Source organism: Streptomyces sp. NPDC085596 (assembly GCF_044541565.1).
Lineage (GTDB): Bacteria > Actinomycetota > Actinomycetes > Streptomycetales > Streptomycetaceae > Streptomyces.
Genome location: NZ_JBITTC010000001.1, coordinates 787,139 through 804,810, shown reverse-complemented (window position 1 = coordinate 804,810; position 17,672 = coordinate 787,139). Strand labels below are relative to the sequence as shown.

Annotated in this window: 13 protein-coding genes; 11 read left to right on the top strand and 2 right to left on the bottom strand. The window is 72.1% G+C overall.

From position 1 onward, the window contains the following. The first annotated feature begins 120 nt into the window (after nt 1-120). On the top strand, nt 121-2,076 hold the full coding sequence (locus tag ACIGA3_RS03675; RefSeq protein WP_399710164.1) for a TIGR03960 family B12-binding radical SAM protein: 1,956 nt from the start codon (nt 121-123) through the stop codon (nt 2,074-2,076). 65 nt (nt 2,077-2,141) lie between these two features. Here ACIGA3_RS03675 and ACIGA3_RS03670 read toward each other — a convergent pair whose 3' ends face one another. Next, the gene (locus tag ACIGA3_RS03670) at nt 2,142-2,495 is read right to left on the bottom strand and encodes a DUF805 domain-containing protein (protein ID WP_399710162.1); all 354 of its coding nucleotides are present in this window, start codon (nt 2,493-2,495) and stop codon (nt 2,142-2,144) included. Nucleotides 2,496-2,626: 131 nt separating this feature from the next. Continuing rightward, nucleotides 2,627-3,868 carry an alpha/beta hydrolase family protein gene (locus ACIGA3_RS03665; RefSeq protein ID WP_399710161.1) on the bottom strand — a complete coding sequence of 414 codons (1,242 nt, stop codon included), beginning with the start codon at nt 3,866-3,868 and terminating at the stop codon, nt 2,627-2,629. Nucleotides 3,869-4,047: 179 nt separating this feature from the next. Between ACIGA3_RS03665 and ACIGA3_RS03660 the strand changes: the two genes are divergently transcribed. The 10 genes from ACIGA3_RS03660 to ACIGA3_RS03615 all read left to right on the top strand — a co-directional run bounded on the left by ACIGA3_RS03660 (nt 4,048) and on the right by ACIGA3_RS03615 (nt 17,640). Further along, nucleotides 4,048-4,662 (top strand): hypothetical protein, encoded by a 615-nt coding sequence (locus ACIGA3_RS03660; RefSeq protein WP_399710159.1) that lies wholly within the window; start codon nt 4,048-4,050, stop codon nt 4,660-4,662. A 39-nt stretch (nt 4,663-4,701) separates the two neighbouring features. After that, complete coding sequence (locus ACIGA3_RS03655; protein ID WP_399710157.1) at nt 4,702-5,736, top strand: hypothetical protein; 1,035 nt, start codon at nt 4,702-4,704, stop codon at nt 5,734-5,736. Nucleotides 5,737-5,782: 46 nt separating this feature from the next. Beyond that, nucleotides 5,783-6,559: a TIGR03936 family radical SAM-associated protein gene (locus ACIGA3_RS03650; RefSeq protein ID WP_399710155.1), complete on the top strand. Its 777-nt coding sequence runs from the start codon at nt 5,783-5,785 to the stop codon at nt 6,557-6,559. 266 nt (nt 6,560-6,825) lie between these two features. Next, nucleotides 6,826-11,121, top strand: a complete 4,296-nt coding sequence (locus ACIGA3_RS03645) for an Rne/Rng family ribonuclease (RefSeq protein ID WP_399710153.1) — start codon at nt 6,826-6,828, stop codon at nt 11,119-11,121. Between the two features lie 92 nt (nt 11,122-11,213). Then, complete coding sequence (locus ACIGA3_RS03640) at nt 11,214-11,966, top strand: sugar phosphate nucleotidyltransferase (RefSeq protein WP_399710151.1); 753 nt, start codon at nt 11,214-11,216, stop codon at nt 11,964-11,966. Continuing rightward, complete coding sequence (locus ACIGA3_RS03635) at nt 11,954-13,015, top strand: iron-containing alcohol dehydrogenase family protein (protein ID WP_399710149.1); 1,062 nt, start codon at nt 11,954-11,956, stop codon at nt 13,013-13,015. Before ACIGA3_RS03640 ends, ACIGA3_RS03635 begins: the two co-directional genes overlap by 13 nt. 190 nt (nt 13,016-13,205) lie before the next feature. Further along, a complete protein-coding gene (rplU, locus tag ACIGA3_RS03630; protein ID WP_161145910.1) occupies nt 13,206-13,526 on the top strand; it encodes a 50S ribosomal protein L21 in 321 nt (106 codons plus the stop codon). 14 nt (nt 13,527-13,540) lie between these two features. Next, the gene (gene rpmA / locus ACIGA3_RS03625; RefSeq protein ID WP_384370061.1) at nt 13,541-13,795 is read left to right on the top strand and encodes a 50S ribosomal protein L27; all 255 of its coding nucleotides are present in this window, start codon (nt 13,541-13,543) and stop codon (nt 13,793-13,795) included. 126 nt (nt 13,796-13,921) lie between these two features. Further along, nucleotides 13,922-15,367, top strand: a complete 1,446-nt coding sequence (gene obgE / locus ACIGA3_RS03620) for a GTPase ObgE (protein ID WP_399710147.1) — start codon at nt 13,922-13,924, stop codon at nt 15,365-15,367. A gap of 212 nt (nt 15,368-15,579) precedes the next feature. Then, nucleotides 15,580-17,640 carry a glycosyltransferase family 4 protein gene (locus ACIGA3_RS03615; RefSeq protein WP_399710145.1) on the top strand — a complete coding sequence of 687 codons (2,061 nt, stop codon included), beginning with the start codon at nt 15,580-15,582 and terminating at the stop codon, nt 17,638-17,640. Nucleotides 17,641-17,672 lie beyond the last annotated feature (32 nt).

The following is a 17,672-nucleotide window of genomic DNA, read 5'->3' as shown; positions in this document are numbered from 1 at the left end:
GTGGGGAGATCCGCTCCGGGCGTGCGGAGGAGGCGTCCGGGCGGGTTACGCTTGATGGTCATCCTCCCTCAGCCTCCGGCCGGGAGGTGCCCCCCGTCAGCTCACGAAGGTAATGCCGCGATGTCTGTCGAGTCGGTCTTCCCGCAGCTCGAAGCCTTGCTCCCGCATGTGCAGAAGCCGATCCAGTACGTCGGTGGAGAACTGAACTCCACGGTCAAGCCCTGGGACGAGGCCGAGGTCCGCTGGGCACTGATGTACCCGGACGCCTACGAGGTGGGTCTGCCCAACCAGGGCGTCATGATCCTCTACGAGGTGCTGAACGAGCAGCGGGGCGTCCTCGCCGAGCGCACCTACAGCGTGTGGCCGGACCTGGAGGCGCTGATGCGGGAGCACGGCGTCCCGCAGTTCACGGTCGACAGCCACCGCCCGGTGAAGGCGTTCGACGTGCTCGGCCTGAGCTTCTCCACCGAGCTGGGCTACACCAACATGCTCACCGCGCTGGACCTGGCGGGCATCCCGCTACAGTCCCGGGACCGTACGGTCGACGACCCGATCGTCCTGGCCGGCGGTCACGCGGCGTTCAACCCGGAGCCCATCGCGGACTTCATCGACGCGGCGATCATCGGTGACGGCGAGCAGGCCGTGCTGGACATGACGGAGATCATCCGCGGCTGGAAGGCCGAGGGCCGTCCCGGTGGCCGCGAGGAGGTCCTGCTCCGGCTGGCGAAGACGGGCGCGGTGTACATCCCGGCGTTCTACGACGTGGAGTACCTCCCCGACGGCCGGATCGGCCGTGTCGTCCCCAACCGCTCCGGTGTCCCGTGGCGCGTGTCCAAGCACACGGTGATGGACCTGGACGAGTGGCCGTACCCCAAGCAGCCGCTGGTGCCGCTCGCCGAGACGGTGCACGAGCGGATGTCGGTGGAGATCTTCCGCGGCTGCACGCGTGGCTGCCGGTTCTGCCAGGCGGGCATGATCACCCGTCCGGTGCGCGAGCGCTCCATCACCGGCATCGGTGACATGGTCGAGAAGGGTCTGAACGCGACCGGCTTCGAGGAGGTCGGCCTGCTCTCGCTGTCCTCCGCCGACCACAGCGAGATCGGTGAGATCGCCAAGGGCCTGGCCGACCGCTACACCGACGACAAGGTCGGCCTCTCCCTGCCGTCCACCCGGGTCGACGCGTTCAACGTCGACCTGGCCAACGAGCTGACCCGTAACGGCCGTCGCTCGGGCCTGACCTTCGCCCCCGAGGGCGGGTCGGAGCGGATGCGCAAGGTCATCAACAAGATGGTCTCGGAAGAGGACCTGATCCGCACGGTCGCCACCGCGTACGGCAACGGCTGGCGCCAGGTGAAGCTGTACTTCATGTGCGGCCTGCCCACCGAGACGGACGACGACGTCCTCCAGATCGCGGACATGGCCACGAACGTCATCCGCAAGGGCCGTGAGGTCTCCGGTTCGGGCGACATCCGCTGCACGGTCTCCATCGGCGGTTTCGTGCCCAAGCCGCACACCCCCTTCCAGTGGGCGCCGCAGCTCTCCGCCGAGGAGACCGACGCGCGCCTGCAGAAGCTCCGCGACAAGATCCGGGGCGACAAGAAGTACGGCCGCTCGATCGGCTTCCGCTACCACGACGGCAAGCCCGGCATCATCGAGGGCCTGCTCTCGCGCGGCGACCGGCGCGTCGGCGCGGTGATCCGCGCGGTGTACGAGGACGGCGGCCGCTTCGACGGCTGGCGTGAGCACTTCTCCTACGACCGCTGGATGGGCTGCGCGGACAAGGCGCTGGCCGAGTTCGGCGTGGACCTCGACTGGTACACCACCCGCGAGCGCTCCTACGAGGAGGTCCTGCCCTGGGACCACCTGGACTCCGGCCTCGACAAGGACTGGCTCTGGGAGGACTGGCAGGACGCCCTCGACGAGACCGAGGTCGAGGACTGCCGCTGGACCCCGTGCTTCGACTGCGGAGTCTGCCCCCAGATGGACACCCACATCCAGATCGGCCCGACGGGCAAGAAGCTCCTGCCCCTGGCAGTGAAGAACGCCGCCCCGGCACCGAGCGGGCACTCTCACTGAGCAGGCACGCGAAGAAGGGCCCACCGGAGGTATCCGGTGGGCCCTTCTTCGTGGCTGGACCGGCGTCAGACCGCCGGGGCGTACTTCGGGTTGGGGCCGTACTCGTTGGCCTCCGGCTTGCCCTCGGAGGCGACGAAGACGAGCAGGATGATGCCGCCGACGAGCGGGATCAGCGAGATGAGAATCCACCAGCCCGAGCGGCTCGTGTCGTGCAGGCGGCGGACCGTGACGGCGAGGCCCGGGACCAGGACGGCGAGGAAGTAGACGATCCCGAGGATCGAGGTGTCCAGGGCGGCGTCCACGATCGCCAGCACGATGCTGATGAGCAGGTTGAACAGGAAGAACATCCAGTATTCCTGGCGCCGCGCGCGACCGCTGAACACCGCGTACTTCTTGAGCACGTCCACGTACCAGTGCATTTGTCGTCCCCCCAGGGAAGTGCGTGTCTGGTCTTCCATGGAACCAGCAGCACTGGCCGGAATCCATAGCTTTGGCGTGGTCAGATCAATGCGTTACGCGGCCGCAGCCGTACGGTGATCAAAGCCGTTCGTCACACCGTCCCGGCGGTCGCGAGCCGGGCGTCCAGCCAGTCGAAGACCCGCTCCTCGAACAGGGCCCGCCCGAGCGGCTCGCAGTGCAGATGCGCGCCCTCCTCCTCGGTGAAGCGGACCAGTTCCTTCACGCCCGGCAGCGCGTCGTACAACTGCTCGGAGGCGCCGGGCCAGAAGTGCTCGCCCTCCGGGTCGGTGACCAGCAGCGGGGTGGTGATCCGGTCCACGACACGGGTGAGGTCGTGCCGGGAGACCTCGGTCAGCAGGTCGTACCGCGAGACCTCGCAGAGCAGGTCGTAGGGTGCCTCGACGCCGTACGGCCTGGCCCGCCAGCGCCACATCGCGGCCAGCGCGGGATTCTGCTCCAGCGCCTCCCCGATGATCGCGTCGAAGGCGTCGCGGTCCCCGCACTCCCACAGCGCGCGCAGGTCCGGGCCGAGGTGCTGCCACCAGCTCTCCGCCACCCGCACCACCCCCGGATCGGCGACCGCCGCCGCGATCCGGTGCTCGAAGGCCAGCGCGCGCGGCACCCAGTACCCGGCCTGGCTGATCCCGGCCAGCGCGATCCGGCGCGGGTCCACGTCGGGGCGGGCGAGGAGGAAGTCCACGACCGGGGTGATGACGTTCTCCCAGTCCGGCCGGAAGGTGACCCCGCGCTCGAAGAGCATCGACTGCTGGCCGGGGCCGTCGAAGAGCAGCACCCGGTAGCCGCGCTCCACCGCCGGGGCGCCGAGCAGCGTCCAGGTGGCGCTGAGCGGGCCGTCGCTGCCGTTGTTGGCGATCAGGGTCGGCAGCGGCCCGTCCGTGCCGGGCGGGCTCACCAGGTAGCCGGGCAGCGTCGTGTCCTCGTAGGGGATCGAGACCGGTTCGGCGGGCGGGTCGCAGGCCAGCAGGAACCGGTCGAGGCAGGCGCGGTGCTCGGCGAACGCCTCCGCCGCCCGCTTCTCCGCGTCCGGGACCGCGTCCACGCCGACCATCGCGGTACCGAGATAGCCGGCCGCCCGCAGCCAGCCCTCGCGGGCGCTCACCGGATGGCCGGCCGCCGCGCACTCCTCCGCTTCCACCCGCACGCGGCGGCCCAGGTCCAGCCAGGCGTCGAACCACACCTGCCCGTCTCCGTCCGCCACCGACCCGGCGGTGGTGAGCACTTCGCCCGCATCGGCTCCCTGCCGCCACACCGAACCGAGGGCGAGCAGGATCTCGTAGTTGAACTGGTCGTTCTCGCTGAAGCGAAACGTCATGACGGCTCCAGGGCATGCAGAGCGGACCCCTCGCTCGTCCGGACCGCACCTCTCACGGTAGGTGCCCGGCCGCCGCACCGCACCACGGGCGGCGTGCGGGCCGGGGCGAGCGGCGCGACCATGGGACGGGGGCGGGCCGCGACATCCCACGACGGCACACCTCACGGGAGGACGTCCTCATGGTGCAGCAGGCGACCACGGAACAGACCTCGCCCAGGAAGAAGCCCGTCGGTACCGGCAGCGTGTTCCTCTCGTTCGCCCCCTGGATCATCTTCGGTGTGGTGGCCAGCCCCAGCACCTGGGAGTACGCGGCCCTCGCCGCACTGGTCGCGGCCACCGTGCTGTCCGCGCAGGACCTGCTGCACGGGAAGATCCGCATCCTCGACGCGGTCGGCATCGTGTTCTTCGCAGTCCTCTCCGTCCTCGCCCTCGCCCTGAACCGCCCGGATCTGCTCTGGGTGGAGACCTACGCCCAGGTCATCTCCAACGGCCTGGTCGCCGTGGTGGCGTTCGCCTCGCTGCTGTACGACCCCTTCACCGCGCAGTACGCCCGCGAGTCGACCCCGCGCCAGTACTGGGACTCGCCCGTCTTCCGGCACATCAACCGGGTCCTCACCGCGTACTGGGGCGTCACCTTCGCCGTGATGACGGCCTCCACCTGGCTCGCCATCCACTTCCCCGACCAGGACGACTGGTTCAACTGGGTCATCCCCATCGTCCTGCTGGTGATCGCGGTCAAGTTCACCCAGCGCTACCCGGAGACGTACAAGGCCCGGGTGACCACGGCGACCTGAAAAGGCATCCGAAAGCGGGCCGGTGGCGTCTATGCCGGTATGGACCTCGACAAGCCGCCCGCCCCGCAGCCCCCGGAGGGCTGCCTCGTCGTCGCCGTCCGGCTGCCCGTCCGGATCGTGGTGCTGGTGCTCGTGGTGCCGGTACGGCTGGTGTGGGACGCGCTGGTCGTCACCGGACGGTTCCTGCACGCCACCGTGCTGCGCCCGCTGGGACGCGCGCTGCTGTGGGTCGGCCGGGCCCTCTTCGTATGGCCCTTCGAGGCGCTGTGGCGCTGGGTGCTCGTCCCGGTGGGGAAGGCGCTGAGCCTGCTCGGCCACGTGCTCGTGGTCGTACCGCTGTGCGCGCTGTACGCCCACGTCCTGACCCCGCTCGGCCATGCCCTCCGCTGGGCGGCCCGCGGGGTGTACACGCACCTGCTCGTGCCCCTGGGCACGCTCCTCGCGGCGGCCGGGACCGGCCTGGGCAATGCCGTGCTCTGGCTGCTGCGGCACCTTTTCGTCATCCCTGCCAAGTGGCTGTACGCGTACGTGCTCGCGCCTGTCGGCCGGGCGCTGCTGTGGCTCGCGGACGCCCTGGTCACCGGGGCCGGCGCCGTCCTGTACTGGACGCTCCGGGTCCTGCTCGTGCTGCCCGCCCTCGCCCTGTGGCGCTGGGTCCTGGCCCCGGTGGGCCGGGTGCTGGCCGTAGTCGCGCGCGAGGTCGCCGACGCGCTCGGGCACGCCTGGCGGATCGCCGGGCGCGTCTCCCTCGTCGTGGGCCGGGCGCTGGGGACCCTCTTCCGGTGGATCTTCGTGGAGCCCGCGCGCTGGGCGTACCGGACGATCCTGACCCCGGTCGGACACGCCGTGCGCGACGCGGTCCTGCGGCCCGCCGCCCAGGCCGCGCGCGAGGTCGGACGGGTCACCCGGCTGACCCTCGCCGCCGCCCGCGACACCCTCCGCGAGACCCGCCGGGATCTGCGGCGGGCCCTCTTCGGCGACCCGCGGCAGCCGGCCGCCGTGGACCGGCGGGAACCTCCCGAGCGCGATCCACGTACTCTTGGTGGCAGTACGACCGCTCTCACGAAGGACTAGGACACTGGGCAAGCGACAGCCCGAAGGCCCGCCGCCCGCACCTGCGGTGCAGCGCATCCGACTGCGCTACACCAAGCGCGGCCGCCTCCGGTTCACCAGCCACCGTGACTTCCAGCGCGCCTTCGAGCGCGCGTTGCGCCGCGCCGCCGTACCCATGGCGTACTCGGCGGGGTTCACGCCGCACCCGAAGGTGTCGTACGCCAATGCCGCACCCACCGGCACGGGCAGTGAGGCGGAGTACCTGGAGATCGCGCTGACCGCACCGCGCGACCCCGAGGCCCTGCGCGCCCTGCTCGACGAGTCGATGCCCGCCGGACTCGACATCGTCGACGCCGTGGAGGGCCGCACCTCGGGGCTCGCCGACCGGCTGACCGCCTCCGTGTGGGAGCTGCGGCTGGACGGCGTCGACGCCGAGGAGGCCCGGCGTGCCGCCGACGCCTTCATGGGGGCGGAGACGGTGGAGGTGCAGCGCATGGCCAAGAACGGCGTCCGCACCTTCGACGCCCGCGCCGCCGTCGTCACCCTGGAAACGCGGGACGAGTCGGCTGATAGGCCCAGCGACCAGCCCTGTGCGATACTGCGCCTGGTTGTTCGGCACGTGACGCCTGCCGTACGACCCGACGACGTCCTGTCCGGTCTTCGCGCCGTGGCCGACCTGGCGCCGCCGGTCCCCGCAGCGGTGACCAGGCTGGCGCAGGGGCTGTTCGATGAAGAGACCGGCACGGTGACCGACCCGCTCGCGCCCGACCGCGAGGCAGCCCCGGCCCCGAAGGCCGAACCGGCTGCCGCCGCGACGGCGCCGATGCCGGAAGGTTCCGTGTAGGGACGGACGCCGTAGCGCCGCCCTCGTATCCGGGAGCCACCTGGGTCGGGCAGCGCACCGACCAGAAGACTTTTCGCCAGGCCGTACCGACAAGGCGTACGGAACCGGCGAGACAGGACACAGAGTGCTCCCGTGCGGCGCCCGCGCCCCGGACGGCGGCCACCGCGCATCGCGCGGGCCGCGGACGTCAGCGGTGGCCGGTCTTTAAGAGACCGGCCCCGGACCAGGCGCGGCGACCCGGGAGCTCCGACGGGAGCAATGCCCGCATGCTCGAACCGACCGAGCCCAACGAGGGTTCCGAACTGAACACCCCCAGCGACACGCTGCCCCCGCGCAGGCGTCGCCGCGCCGCGTCCCGCCCGGCGGGTTCGCCCGCCGCCGGAACCGGCACCGAGACCACCGCGCAGCCGGAGGCCACCACCCCGGCGGACCGGGCCGAGGCCCCCGAGGCCCCCGACGAGACGGCCGCACCGGCCGCCCGCCCGCGCCGCCGCACCACCCGCCGCGCAGCCGCGCCCGCCGGGTCCCCCGCCACGGCCGAGGCCGCCACCGGCACGGAGACGGCCGCACCGGCCGCGTCCGCCGCCGAGCCGGCCGACTCCGACGAAGGCAGTACCGGGACCGCCGCCGCGTCCGCGCCGCGCCGTACCCGTCGCCGGGCCTCCGCGCCCGCCGGGGCGCCCGCTCAGATCGCTGCCGAGGACAAGAAGGCCGAGGAGGCCGACGTGGCCCAGGACACCGAGGACCAGACGGGCGCCGCGCCCGCCGAGGCCACCACCGAGACCCCCGCGCGCCCGCGCCGCCGTGCCACCCGGCGCGCCTCCGCCCCGGCCGGGGCACCCAAGGCCGACGAGGCGCTGGAGACCGCGCCCGCCGCCGAGACGCCCGCCGAACCGGCTCCGGCCGCCGAGACCAAGGCCGAGACCGAGACCGAGGCCGCTCCGGCCGCTCGTCCGCGCCGTCGTGCGACGCGCCGTGTGTCCGCGCCCGCCGCCGAGGCCCCGGCCGCCGCCGAGACGCCCGCCGCACCGGCTCCGGCCGCCGAAGCCGAGCCCGCCGCCGAGACCGAGACCGAGCCCGAGGCCGCTCCGGCCGGCCGTACGCGCCGCCGCGCCACCCGCCGGGTCTCCGCGCCCGCCGAGACCCCGGCCGCCGCCGAGGAGAAGCCCGAGACCCCCGAGGCCGAGCCGGCCCCGGCCGCCGAGGCGGAGCCCGAGACCGAGGCCGCTCCCGCCGGCCGTACCCGCCGTCGTGCCGGCCGCCGGGCCTCCGCGCCCGCCGGTGCCCCGGCCGCCGCCGAGGAGAAGCCCGAGGCCGCCGAGGCCGAGCCGCGCGCCGCCCGCAAGGCGACGCAGGCCGAGCCCGAGACGACCGAGGCCGAGGGCGGCCCGCGCCGCCGTCGCCGTGCCGTGCGCCAGGCCGCGGGCGGGTTCTCCGCGCCCGCCCCCGCCGAGGGCGACGCCCCGCGCCGCGCCTCCCGCCCCGCCGTGGCCACGTTCCAGGCACCCGTCTTCACCGAGCCGAGGTTCCAGACCCCGCAGCGCGCCGCCGCCGAGGCCGCGGCCCAGGCCGCCGGGGTGAGTGAGGCCGAGGAGGCCGAGGCAGCCGCGGAGCCCGAGAAGCCCGAGGACACCGCCGCCACCGAGACCATCGCCGACGAGCGCGCCGACAACGGCCGCCGTCGCCGTCGCCGCCGTGGCGCCGCCGCCGAGGAGACCCGCGCCGTCGAGGAGAAGCCGGAGGCGGCCGAAGAGTCCGCCGAGGAACTCGTCGAGGACGACGAGTCCGACGACGCCGAGGGCTCGGAGGAGTCCGGTTCGCGTCGCCGTCGCCGCCGGGGCGGCCGTCGCCGCCGCCGTGGCGACGCCTATGACGACGACGAGAACGACGAGGGCACGGACGGCGAGTCCGGCGACCTGGCCGCCGAGCAGGCCGAGCAGGACGCCGAGGACACCGCCGAGCAGGAGGAAGAGGACGCCGAGGACGCGCGGGGCGAGGAGTCCGGTGGCTCCAGCTCCAGCCGTCGTCGCCGTCGTCGTCGCCGTCGCGCCGGTGACTCCGGCGAGGGTGAGCCCGCCGACGACCCCGAGCGCACCGTCGTCAAGGTCCGCGAGCCCCGCAAGGCCGCCGAGCCGTCCGACGAGGTCCAGTCCATCAAGGGCTCGACCCGTCTGGAGGCCAAGAAGCAGCGCCGCCGCGAGGGCCGCGAGCAGGGCCGCCGCCGGGTGCCGATCATCACCGAGGCCGAGTTCCTGGCCCGCCGCGAGGCCGTCGAGCGGGTGATGGTCGTGCGCCAGCACGGCGAGCGCACCCAGATCGGCGTCCTGGAGGACGGCGTGCTCGTCGAGCACTACGTCAACAAGGAGCAGGCCACCTCGTACGTCGGCAACGTCTACCTGGGCAAGGTCCAGAACGTGCTGCCGTCCATGGAGGCCGCCTTCATCGACATCGGCAAGGGCCGCAACGCCGTCCTGTACGCCGGTGAGGTCAACTTCGAGGCACTCGGCATGGCCCACGGGCCGCGCCGCATCGAGGTCGCGCTCAAGTCCGGCCAGCCCGTCCTGGTCCAGGTGACCAAGGACCCGATCGGTCACAAGGGCGCCCGCCTCACCAGCCAGGTCTCCCTGCCGGGCCGCTACCTCGTGTACGTCCCCGAGGGTTCGATGACCGGCATCAGCCGCAAGCTGCCCGACACCGAGCGGGCCCGGCTGAAGACCATCCTCAAGAAGATCGTCCCCGAGGACGCGGGCGTGATCGTGCGCACCGCCGCCGAGGGCGCGAGCGAGGACGAGCTGCGCCGTGACGTCGAGCGGCTCCAGGCGCAGTGGGAGGAGATCAAGAAGAAGGCGAAGACGGGCAACGCCCCGGCGCTGCTGTACGGCGAGCCGGACATGAGCGTCCGCGTCGTCCGCGACATCTTCAACGAGGACTTCTCCAAGGTCATCGTCAGCGGTGACGAGGCATGGCAGACCATCCACGGCTACGTCTCCCACGTCGCCCCGGACCTCACCGACCGGCTCCAGAAGTGGACCAGCGAGGTCGACGTCTTCGCCACGTACCGGATCGACGAGCAGCTCGCCAAGGCGCTGGACCGCAAGGTCTGGCTGCCCAGCGGCGGTTCGCTGGTGATCGACCGGACCGAGGCGATGGTCGTCGTCGACGTCAACACCGGCAAGTTCACCGGCCAGGGCGGCAACCTGGAGGAGACGGTCACCAGGAACAACCTGGAGGCGGCCGAGGAGATCGTGCGTCAGCTCCGGCTGCGCGACCTCGGCGGCATCATCGTCATCGACTTCATCGACATGGTGCTGGAGTCCAACCGGGACCTGGTGATGCGCCGTCTGCTGGAGTGCCTGGGCCGGGACCGGACCAAGCACCAGGTGGCCGAGGTGACCTCGCTGGGCCTGGTGCAGATGACCCGTAAGCGGGTCGGCCAGGGCCTGCTGGAGTCCTTCTCCGAGAACTGCGTCCACTGCAACGGCCGCGGTGTCATCGTCCACATGGAGCAGCCCACCGCCGTCGGTGGCGGCGGTGGCGGCAAGCGCAAGAAGCGCCGCGCCGGCGACGGGCACACCCACGAGGGCGACGGCGACACGCTGACGGTGGAGACGGCCGTGGCCGAGGCCCCCGACACGCACGTCGAGACGGTCGCCGAGGTGGCCGCCGAGGTCGCCGAGCCGCTCGCGCTGCCCTCGGCGGAGTTCACCCCGGACGAGGAGCTGTACAGCTCCGTCGCCGAGGCGGAGGCCGCTGCCGGACGGGGCCGCTCGCGGCGCCGTGCCGGCCGACGGGCCTCGGCCCCGGCCGGTGCGCCGAAGGAGGGCAGCCGCCGCGGTGCCGCGCAGGCCGAGCGGTTCGAGCGGGCCGCCGACGAGGCGCCGACCGCCGCGTCCGTCTCCGCCGAGGAGGCCGCCGCCCGGCCCGTCCAGCCGGAGCCGGCCGCCGAGGCGCAGGCCGCGCCGATGGCCGCCGAGGACCCGGTGGTCGCGCCCGAGCCCGCTGCCGAGGAGGCCGCGCCCAAGGGCCGTGCCCGTCGCCGGGTCACCCGCAAGGTGTCCGCGCCCGCCGGTTCGCCGGCCGGGGCCGAGGCCGCCGTGGTGACCGTCGCCGAGTCCGCGCCGGTGGCCGAGCCGGAGCCGGAGGCCGCTCCGGCGGCCGAGGAGAGCGCCGCCCCGGCCCGTCCGCGCCGCCGCGCGGTGCGCAAGGCGACCGCGCCGACCGCGTCCGAGGAGACGGCCGTCCTGGTCGTCCCGTCGTCCGCGCCGGAGGCGGCCGCCGAGGCGCCCGCCGAGGAGCCCGCCGCCGAGCAGCCTGCCGAGGAAGAGGCCGCTCCCGCCAAGAAGACCGCCCGCAAGGCGGCCAAGAAGGCACCGGCGAAGAAGACGGCCGCGAAGAAGGCCACGGCCGCCAAGAAGACGACGGCCGCGAAGAAGACGGCCGCCAAGACGACGACGGCGAAGAAGACGACGGCCAAGAAGGCGGCCACCAAGACCGCCAAGACGGCCGCCAAGTCGACGGCGAAGAAGACCGCCACGGTCTCCGCGCCGGACGACGAGAGCTGAACCGAACAACCCTCGTGTGGTCCTGTCGCTCGCGGCAGGGCCACACGGCTGTCCCCCCACACCCCGGAACGGGGAAGTAAGGAGAAACCGCGATGATAGGTCTCGTGCTGGCGGCCGGCGCCGGACGGCGTCTGCGCCCCTACACCGACACGCTGCCCAAGGCTCTGGTGCCGGTGGGCCCGGAGGGCGACGAGGAGTCGCTGACGGTGCTGGACCTGACGCTGGGCAACTTCGCGGAGGTCGGGCTGACCGAGGTCGGTGTGATCGTCGGCTACCGCAAGGAGGCCGTGTACGAGCGCCGGGCCGCTCTTGAGGCCAAGTACGGCGTCAAGATCACGCTGATCGACAACGACAAGGCCGAGGAGTGGAACAACGCCTACTCCCTGTGGTGCGGTCGCGATGCGCTGAAGGACGGCGTGATCCTCGCCAACGGTGACACCGTGCACCCGGTCTCCGTCGAGAAGACGCTCCTCGCGGCCCGTGGTGACGGCAAGAAGATCATCCTCGCGCTGGACACGGTGAAGTCCCTGGCGGACGAGGAGATGAAGGTCGTCGTGGACCCCGAGAAGGGCGTCCAGAAGATCACCAAGCTGATGGACCCGGCCGAGGCGACCGGTGAGTACATCGGCGTGACCCTCATCGAGGGCGACGCGGCGGCCGACCTCGCGGACGCTCTCCGGGCGACGTTCGAGCGTGACCCGCAGCTGTACTACGAGGACGGTTACCAGGAGCTGGTCAACCGCGGCTTCAAGATCGACGTGCAGCCCATCGGTGACGTCTCCTGGGTCGAGATCGACAACCACGACGACCTCGCACGGGGACGGGAGATCGCGTGCCGATACTGACCCGGCTGATCCCCTCGCCGGTCGTCGTGGACATCCGCCCGGGTGCCCTCGCCGACCTGGCGAGCATCCTCGCCGACCAGCGCATCTCGCACTCCGGGCGCCTCGCGGTCGCGGTCAGCGGCGGCTCCGGCGCCCGGCTGCGGGAGCGGGTCGCGCCGCAGCTGCCGGGTGCCACCTGGTACGAGGTCGGCGGCGGCACGCTGGACGACGCCGTACGGCTCGCCGACGAGATGAAGTCCGGCCGCTACGACGCCGTGGTCGGCCTCGGCGGCGGGAAGGTCATCGACTGCGCCAAGTACGCGGCGGCCCGTGTCGGCCTGCCGCTGGTCGCGGTCGCCACCAACCTCTCCCACGACGGCATCTGCTCGCCGGTGTCCATCCTGGACAACGACGCGGGCCGGGGCTCGTACGGCGTGCCCACGCCCATCGCGCTGCTGATCGACACGGACATCATCCGGGAGACCCCGGTGCGCTTCGTGCGCTCCGGCATCGGGGACGCCGTGTCGAACATCTCGGCGGTCGCGGACTGGGAGCTGGCCAACCGGGTCAACGGCGAGAAGATCGACGGTCTCGCCGCCGCCATGGCCCGCCAGGCCGGCGAGGCGGTGCTCAGGCACCCCGGCGGCTGCGGCGACGACGCCTTCCTCGCCGTGCTCGCCGAGGGGCTCGTACTGTCCGGCATCGCCATGTCGATCGCCGGCCACACCCGGCCCTCCTCCGGTGCCTGCCACGAGATCAGCCACGCGCTCGACCTGCTCTTCCCCAAGCGGGCCGCCAGCCACGGCGAGCAGGTGGGTCTCGGCGCCGCCTTCGCCATGCATCTGCGCGGTGACCACGAGGGCTCGTTCCTCATGGCCGCCTCGCTGCGCAGGCACGGGCTGCCGGTGCTGGCCGAGGAGATCGGGTTCAGCGTGGACGAGTTCGTACGGGCCGTGGAGTTCGCGCCGGAGACCCGGCCGGGCCGCTACACGATCCTGGAGCATCTGGACCTGTCCCCGGACGGGATCAGGCAGGCGTACGCCGCGTACACGGCCTCGCTGGACCGCTGATCAGGGCCCGGTTTGACCCGTAGGGAACGCGACCGTACTCTTGACCGTCGGCATGTCATCTGAACATGCCACATCCCCGTAAACCTTCTCCTCCTGGTCGCCCTGGGCGGTCGGGAGAGGTCGTCCGTGGTGTTCTACCGGTGCGGCTGGCCTTCGGGGGTGCCGTACTTCGAGCGAAAGTGAGACCCGCGTGTACGCCATCGTGCGCAGCGGTGGTCGCCAGCACAAGGTTGCTGTCGGCGACATCGTTGAGGTTGACAAGATTTCCACTGCCAATGTTGGCGACACGGTCGAGCTTTCGACCCTGCTCGTTGTCGACGGCGACTCCGTGACCAGCGACCCGTGGGTGCTGGCCGGCATCAAGGTCCAGGCTGAGATCGTGGACCACCACAAGGGCCAGAAGATCGACATTCTGCGCTACAAGAACAAGACCGGCTACCGCCGTCGTCAGGGCCACCGCCAGCAGTACACGGCGATCAAGGTCACTGAGATCCCCGCGGCTGCGAAGTAAGGGACTGAGAAGACATGGCACACAAGAAGGGCGCATCGTCCACCCGGAACGGTCGCGATTCCAATGCCCAGCGGCTCGGCGTGAAGCGCTTCGGCGGTCAGCTCGTCAACGCCGGTGAGATCCTGGTCCGCCAGCGCGGCACCCACTTCCACCCCGGCTCCGGCGTCGGCCGTGGCGGCGACGACACGCTGTTCGCGCTCCAGCCCGGTGCGGTGGAGTTCGGCACCAACCGTGGCCGCAAGGTCGTGAACATCGTTCCGGTCGCCTGAATCGTCTGATTCACGGCCGCGAGCGAAAGCTGCGCGAGGCGGACCTCACTTCCCGGTCGGGAAGGCGGGTCCGCCTTTCGCGTGTTGACATAGGTAGTACCCGTACTTTTCTGGAGGCACCGAACCATGACCACCTTCGTGGACCGCGTCGAACTGCACGTCGCCGCGGGTAACGGAGGCCACGGCTGTGCCTCCGTCCACCGTGAGAAGTTCAAGCCGCTGGGCGGTCCGGACGGCGGCAACGGCGGGCGGGGCGGCGACGTCATCCTGACCGTCGACCAGTCCGTGACCACGCTGCTCGACTATCACCACTCCCCGCACCGCAAGGCCACCAACGGCAAGCCCGGTGAGGGCGGCAACCGCTCCGGCAAGGAGGGCCAGGACCTGGTCCTGCCCGTCCCGGACGGCACGGTCGTCCTCGACAAGGAGGGCAACGTCCTGGCCGACATGATCGGCCACGGCACCTCCTACATCGCCGCGCAGGGCGGCCGGGGCGGCCTCGGCAACGCGGCTCTCGCAAGTGCCCGCCGCAAGGCGCCCGGCTTCGCGCTGCTCGGTGAGCCCGGTGACTTCCAGGACGTGGTCCTGGAGCTGAAGACCGTCGCCGACGTGGCCCTGGTCGGCTACCCGAGCGCGGGCAAGTCCTCGCTGATCTCGGTGCTCAGCGCCGCCAAGCCGAAGATCGCGGACTACCCCTTCACCACCCTGGTGCCCAACCTCGGTGTGGTGACCGCCGGTTCGACCGTCTACACCATCGCCGACGTGCCCGGTCTGATCCCCGGCGCCAGCCAGGGCAAGGGCCTGGGCCTGGAGTTCCTGCGCCACGTCGAGCGATGCTCCGTGCTGGTGCACGTGCTGGACACCGCCACGCTGGAGTCCGACCGTGACCCGCTCTCCGACCTCGACATCATCGAGGCGGAGCTGCGGCAGTACGGCGGTCTCGACGACCGGCCCCGCATCGTCGTCCTCAACAAGATCGACGTGCCCGACGGCAAGGACCTCGCCGAGATGGTCCGCCCCGACCTGGAGGCCCGTGGCTACCAGGTCTACGAGGTGTCGGCGGTGGCCCACACCGGGCTGCGCGAGCTGACGTTCGCGCTCGGTGAGCTGGTCGGCCGGTCGCGTGCCGCCAAGCCGCAGGAAGAGGCGACGCGGATCGTCATCCGGCCGAAGGCCGTGGACGACGCGGGCTTCACCGTCACCCGCGAGGAGATCGACGGCGAGCCGCTGTTCCGGGTGCGTGGCGAGAAGCCCGAGCGCTGGGTCCGCCAGACCGACTTCAACAACGACGAGGCCGTCGGCTACCTCGCCGACCGGCTCAACCGCCTCGGTGTTGAGGACAGGCTGCTGAAGGCGGGCGCCCGCACGGGCGACGGCGTCGCCATCGGTCCCGAGGAGAACGCGGTCGTCTTCGACTGGGAGCCCACGGTCACCGCCGGCGCCGAGATGCTCGGCCGCCGAGGCGAGGACCACCGCCTGGAGGAGGAGCGCCCGGCGGCCCAGCGCCGCAGGGACCGCCAGGCCGAACGGGACGACGCCCAGCGCGAGTTCGACGACTTCGAGCCGTTCTAGGCTTCGTGGGCGAGTCGCTTCGGCGGGTACGGCGGCGCCGGGACATCTCTGACCAGAGGTTCCGGCGCCGCCCCCTGCCGTCCGGGAACCCCGAGTCTTCCCACGCGACCGATATGTGACTTGATTCCGGACAACCCTTTACCCTCTCTCCACGTCTAGTAACTGGACACGATCATGGAGGGCGTTAGCGCGCCTAGGGGGAAGAACACACAGTGAAGATCGCATTCTTGGTCCGCGACCTCTGCCACATGGGCGGGGTGGTGAGCGCGACCCAGAACCTCGCCGGGGCGCTCGCCGAGGAGCACGAGGTCGAGATCGTGGCGCTGCGCAAGGTGCGCGACGAGTCGTACTTCCCGCTCGACCCGCGGGTGTCGGTGCGGGCGCTCACCGACCTGCGCCCGCACTCGCCCGTCTCCGACGCGGACAATCCCCTGGCGGACCGGTTCACCCTGGTCTACCCGCCGAACACCGGGGTGAAGAAGCCGGTCGTCAGCCGGCTCGCCGAACTGCGGCTGCTGGAGTACCTCGCCACGACCGACGCGGACGTGGTGGTCAGCTCCAACCCGCGCATCACCGTCCTGATGGCACAGGCGCCGGGCAGCTTCCTGAGGGTCGCCCAGGAGCACTCGATGCCGCTCATCTACGCCGAGGACATCAAGAAGCGGCTCTTCCCCGCGTACCTCGGTCTGGACGCGCTGACGGCCCTCACGCGCGAGGAGACCGACAGCATCGCGGCGCAGGTGCCCGCGGTCCGCGACCGGCTCGCGGTGATGCCCAACTGCGTGCCGGCCGCACCGGTCCGCTCCAAGGGCACCAACAAGGTCGTGATCTCCGCCGGCCATCTCACCGAGAACAAGAACCACATGCTGGCCGTCGAGGCGTTCGCCCAGGTGCACGCCGAGGCCCCCGACTGGACGCTGCGGATCTACGGCAGCGGCACCGGGAAGGCTCCGCTGCGGGCCCGTATCCACGAACTCGGTCTGTCCAACAGCGTGTTGCTCATGGGTGCGGTCGCGCCCGTGACGCCCGAGTTCGGCAAGGGCTCGATCTTCGTACTGCCCTCCAAGCGGGAGGCGTTCGGCAACGTCATCGTGGAGGCCATGGCGGCGGGACTGCCCGTCGTCAGTACGGACGCCGACCACGGGCCGCGCAACATCCTCACCGAGGGCGAGGACGGCATGATCGTGCCGTGCGGCGACGCGGACGCGATGGCCGGGGCCCTTCTGCGGCTGGTGCGCGACGACGAGCTGCGACGGAAGATGTCGGAGACCGCCGTGCGCAACGCCGAGCGGTTCCACGAGACGGCCAGCCGCGAGCGGTTCGAGGAGATCCTGAAGCAGGCGTACGCCCGCAAGGAACTGCCCCGGCACGCCACCGCGCGGGTCGACGCCCGAGGCAGCCTGCACATCGCGGTGGGCCCGCTCCCCGAGAGCGCCCGGGGCGCCGACCTGGTGCTGCGCAGGGACGGCAAGACCCCCGAGGAGCAGCGGTTCGCGCTGACCACCGGCGGCGACGCGCTCATCCCCTGGGACGCCGGCCTTCCGCAGGGCACCTGGGAGGTGGGCCTGGCCACCCCGTCGGGCGCCGAGGTACAGCTGTCCACCGACGGCTACGGCTGTGACACGCGGGACCTGCTCGCGGTCGAACTGCCCCGGACGCAGGGCGCGGCGCTCGCGCTGCTGCTGCCGTACCGGCACCAGGACGGCCGGCTGCGGGTGCGCAGCGTGCTGCGCGAGGTGCACGCCGAGACCGGGCCCGTCGAGGTCGACGAGCGGGCCGTGCGGGTGCGGGCCGACCTGTGGGGTGCGGCCGTGGGCCGGGGCGCGGTGCTGGAGGCCGTGAACCGGCGCGACAAGAAGCGCTCGCTCGGCTTCCCGCTCCAGGACGCCGGGGACGGCGCGGTCACGGCGGTCGTCGACTGCGCGGCCCTGGTGCGCGAGCACACCGGCGGGGAGGGCTCGGAGGTCATCTGGGACTTCTGGCTGCGTCCGGAGGCCGACGCCCCGCGCGTGGCCCTGGCGAAGCTGGCCACCGACGTGCTCAGCCCGATCGACGTGTTCGTCCTGCCGAGGCCCGTGCTCGTCACCGAGGGGCCGACTGCCGCCGCTCCCCAGGAGCGGCCGTCCTCGCTGGGCGGGCGCGCCGTCCGCAAGGCCCGGCGCGTGCTGAAGCCGGAGCCGCAGCGGCGGCCGGAGGTCCGCCGCGAGGAGACCGAGCTGCGGCCCTACTTCACGATGACGGGCCAGTTCGCGGTGAAGACCGTCCGGCTCTGAACGCACCGGATCGTGCGGCGCTGAGCGCACCG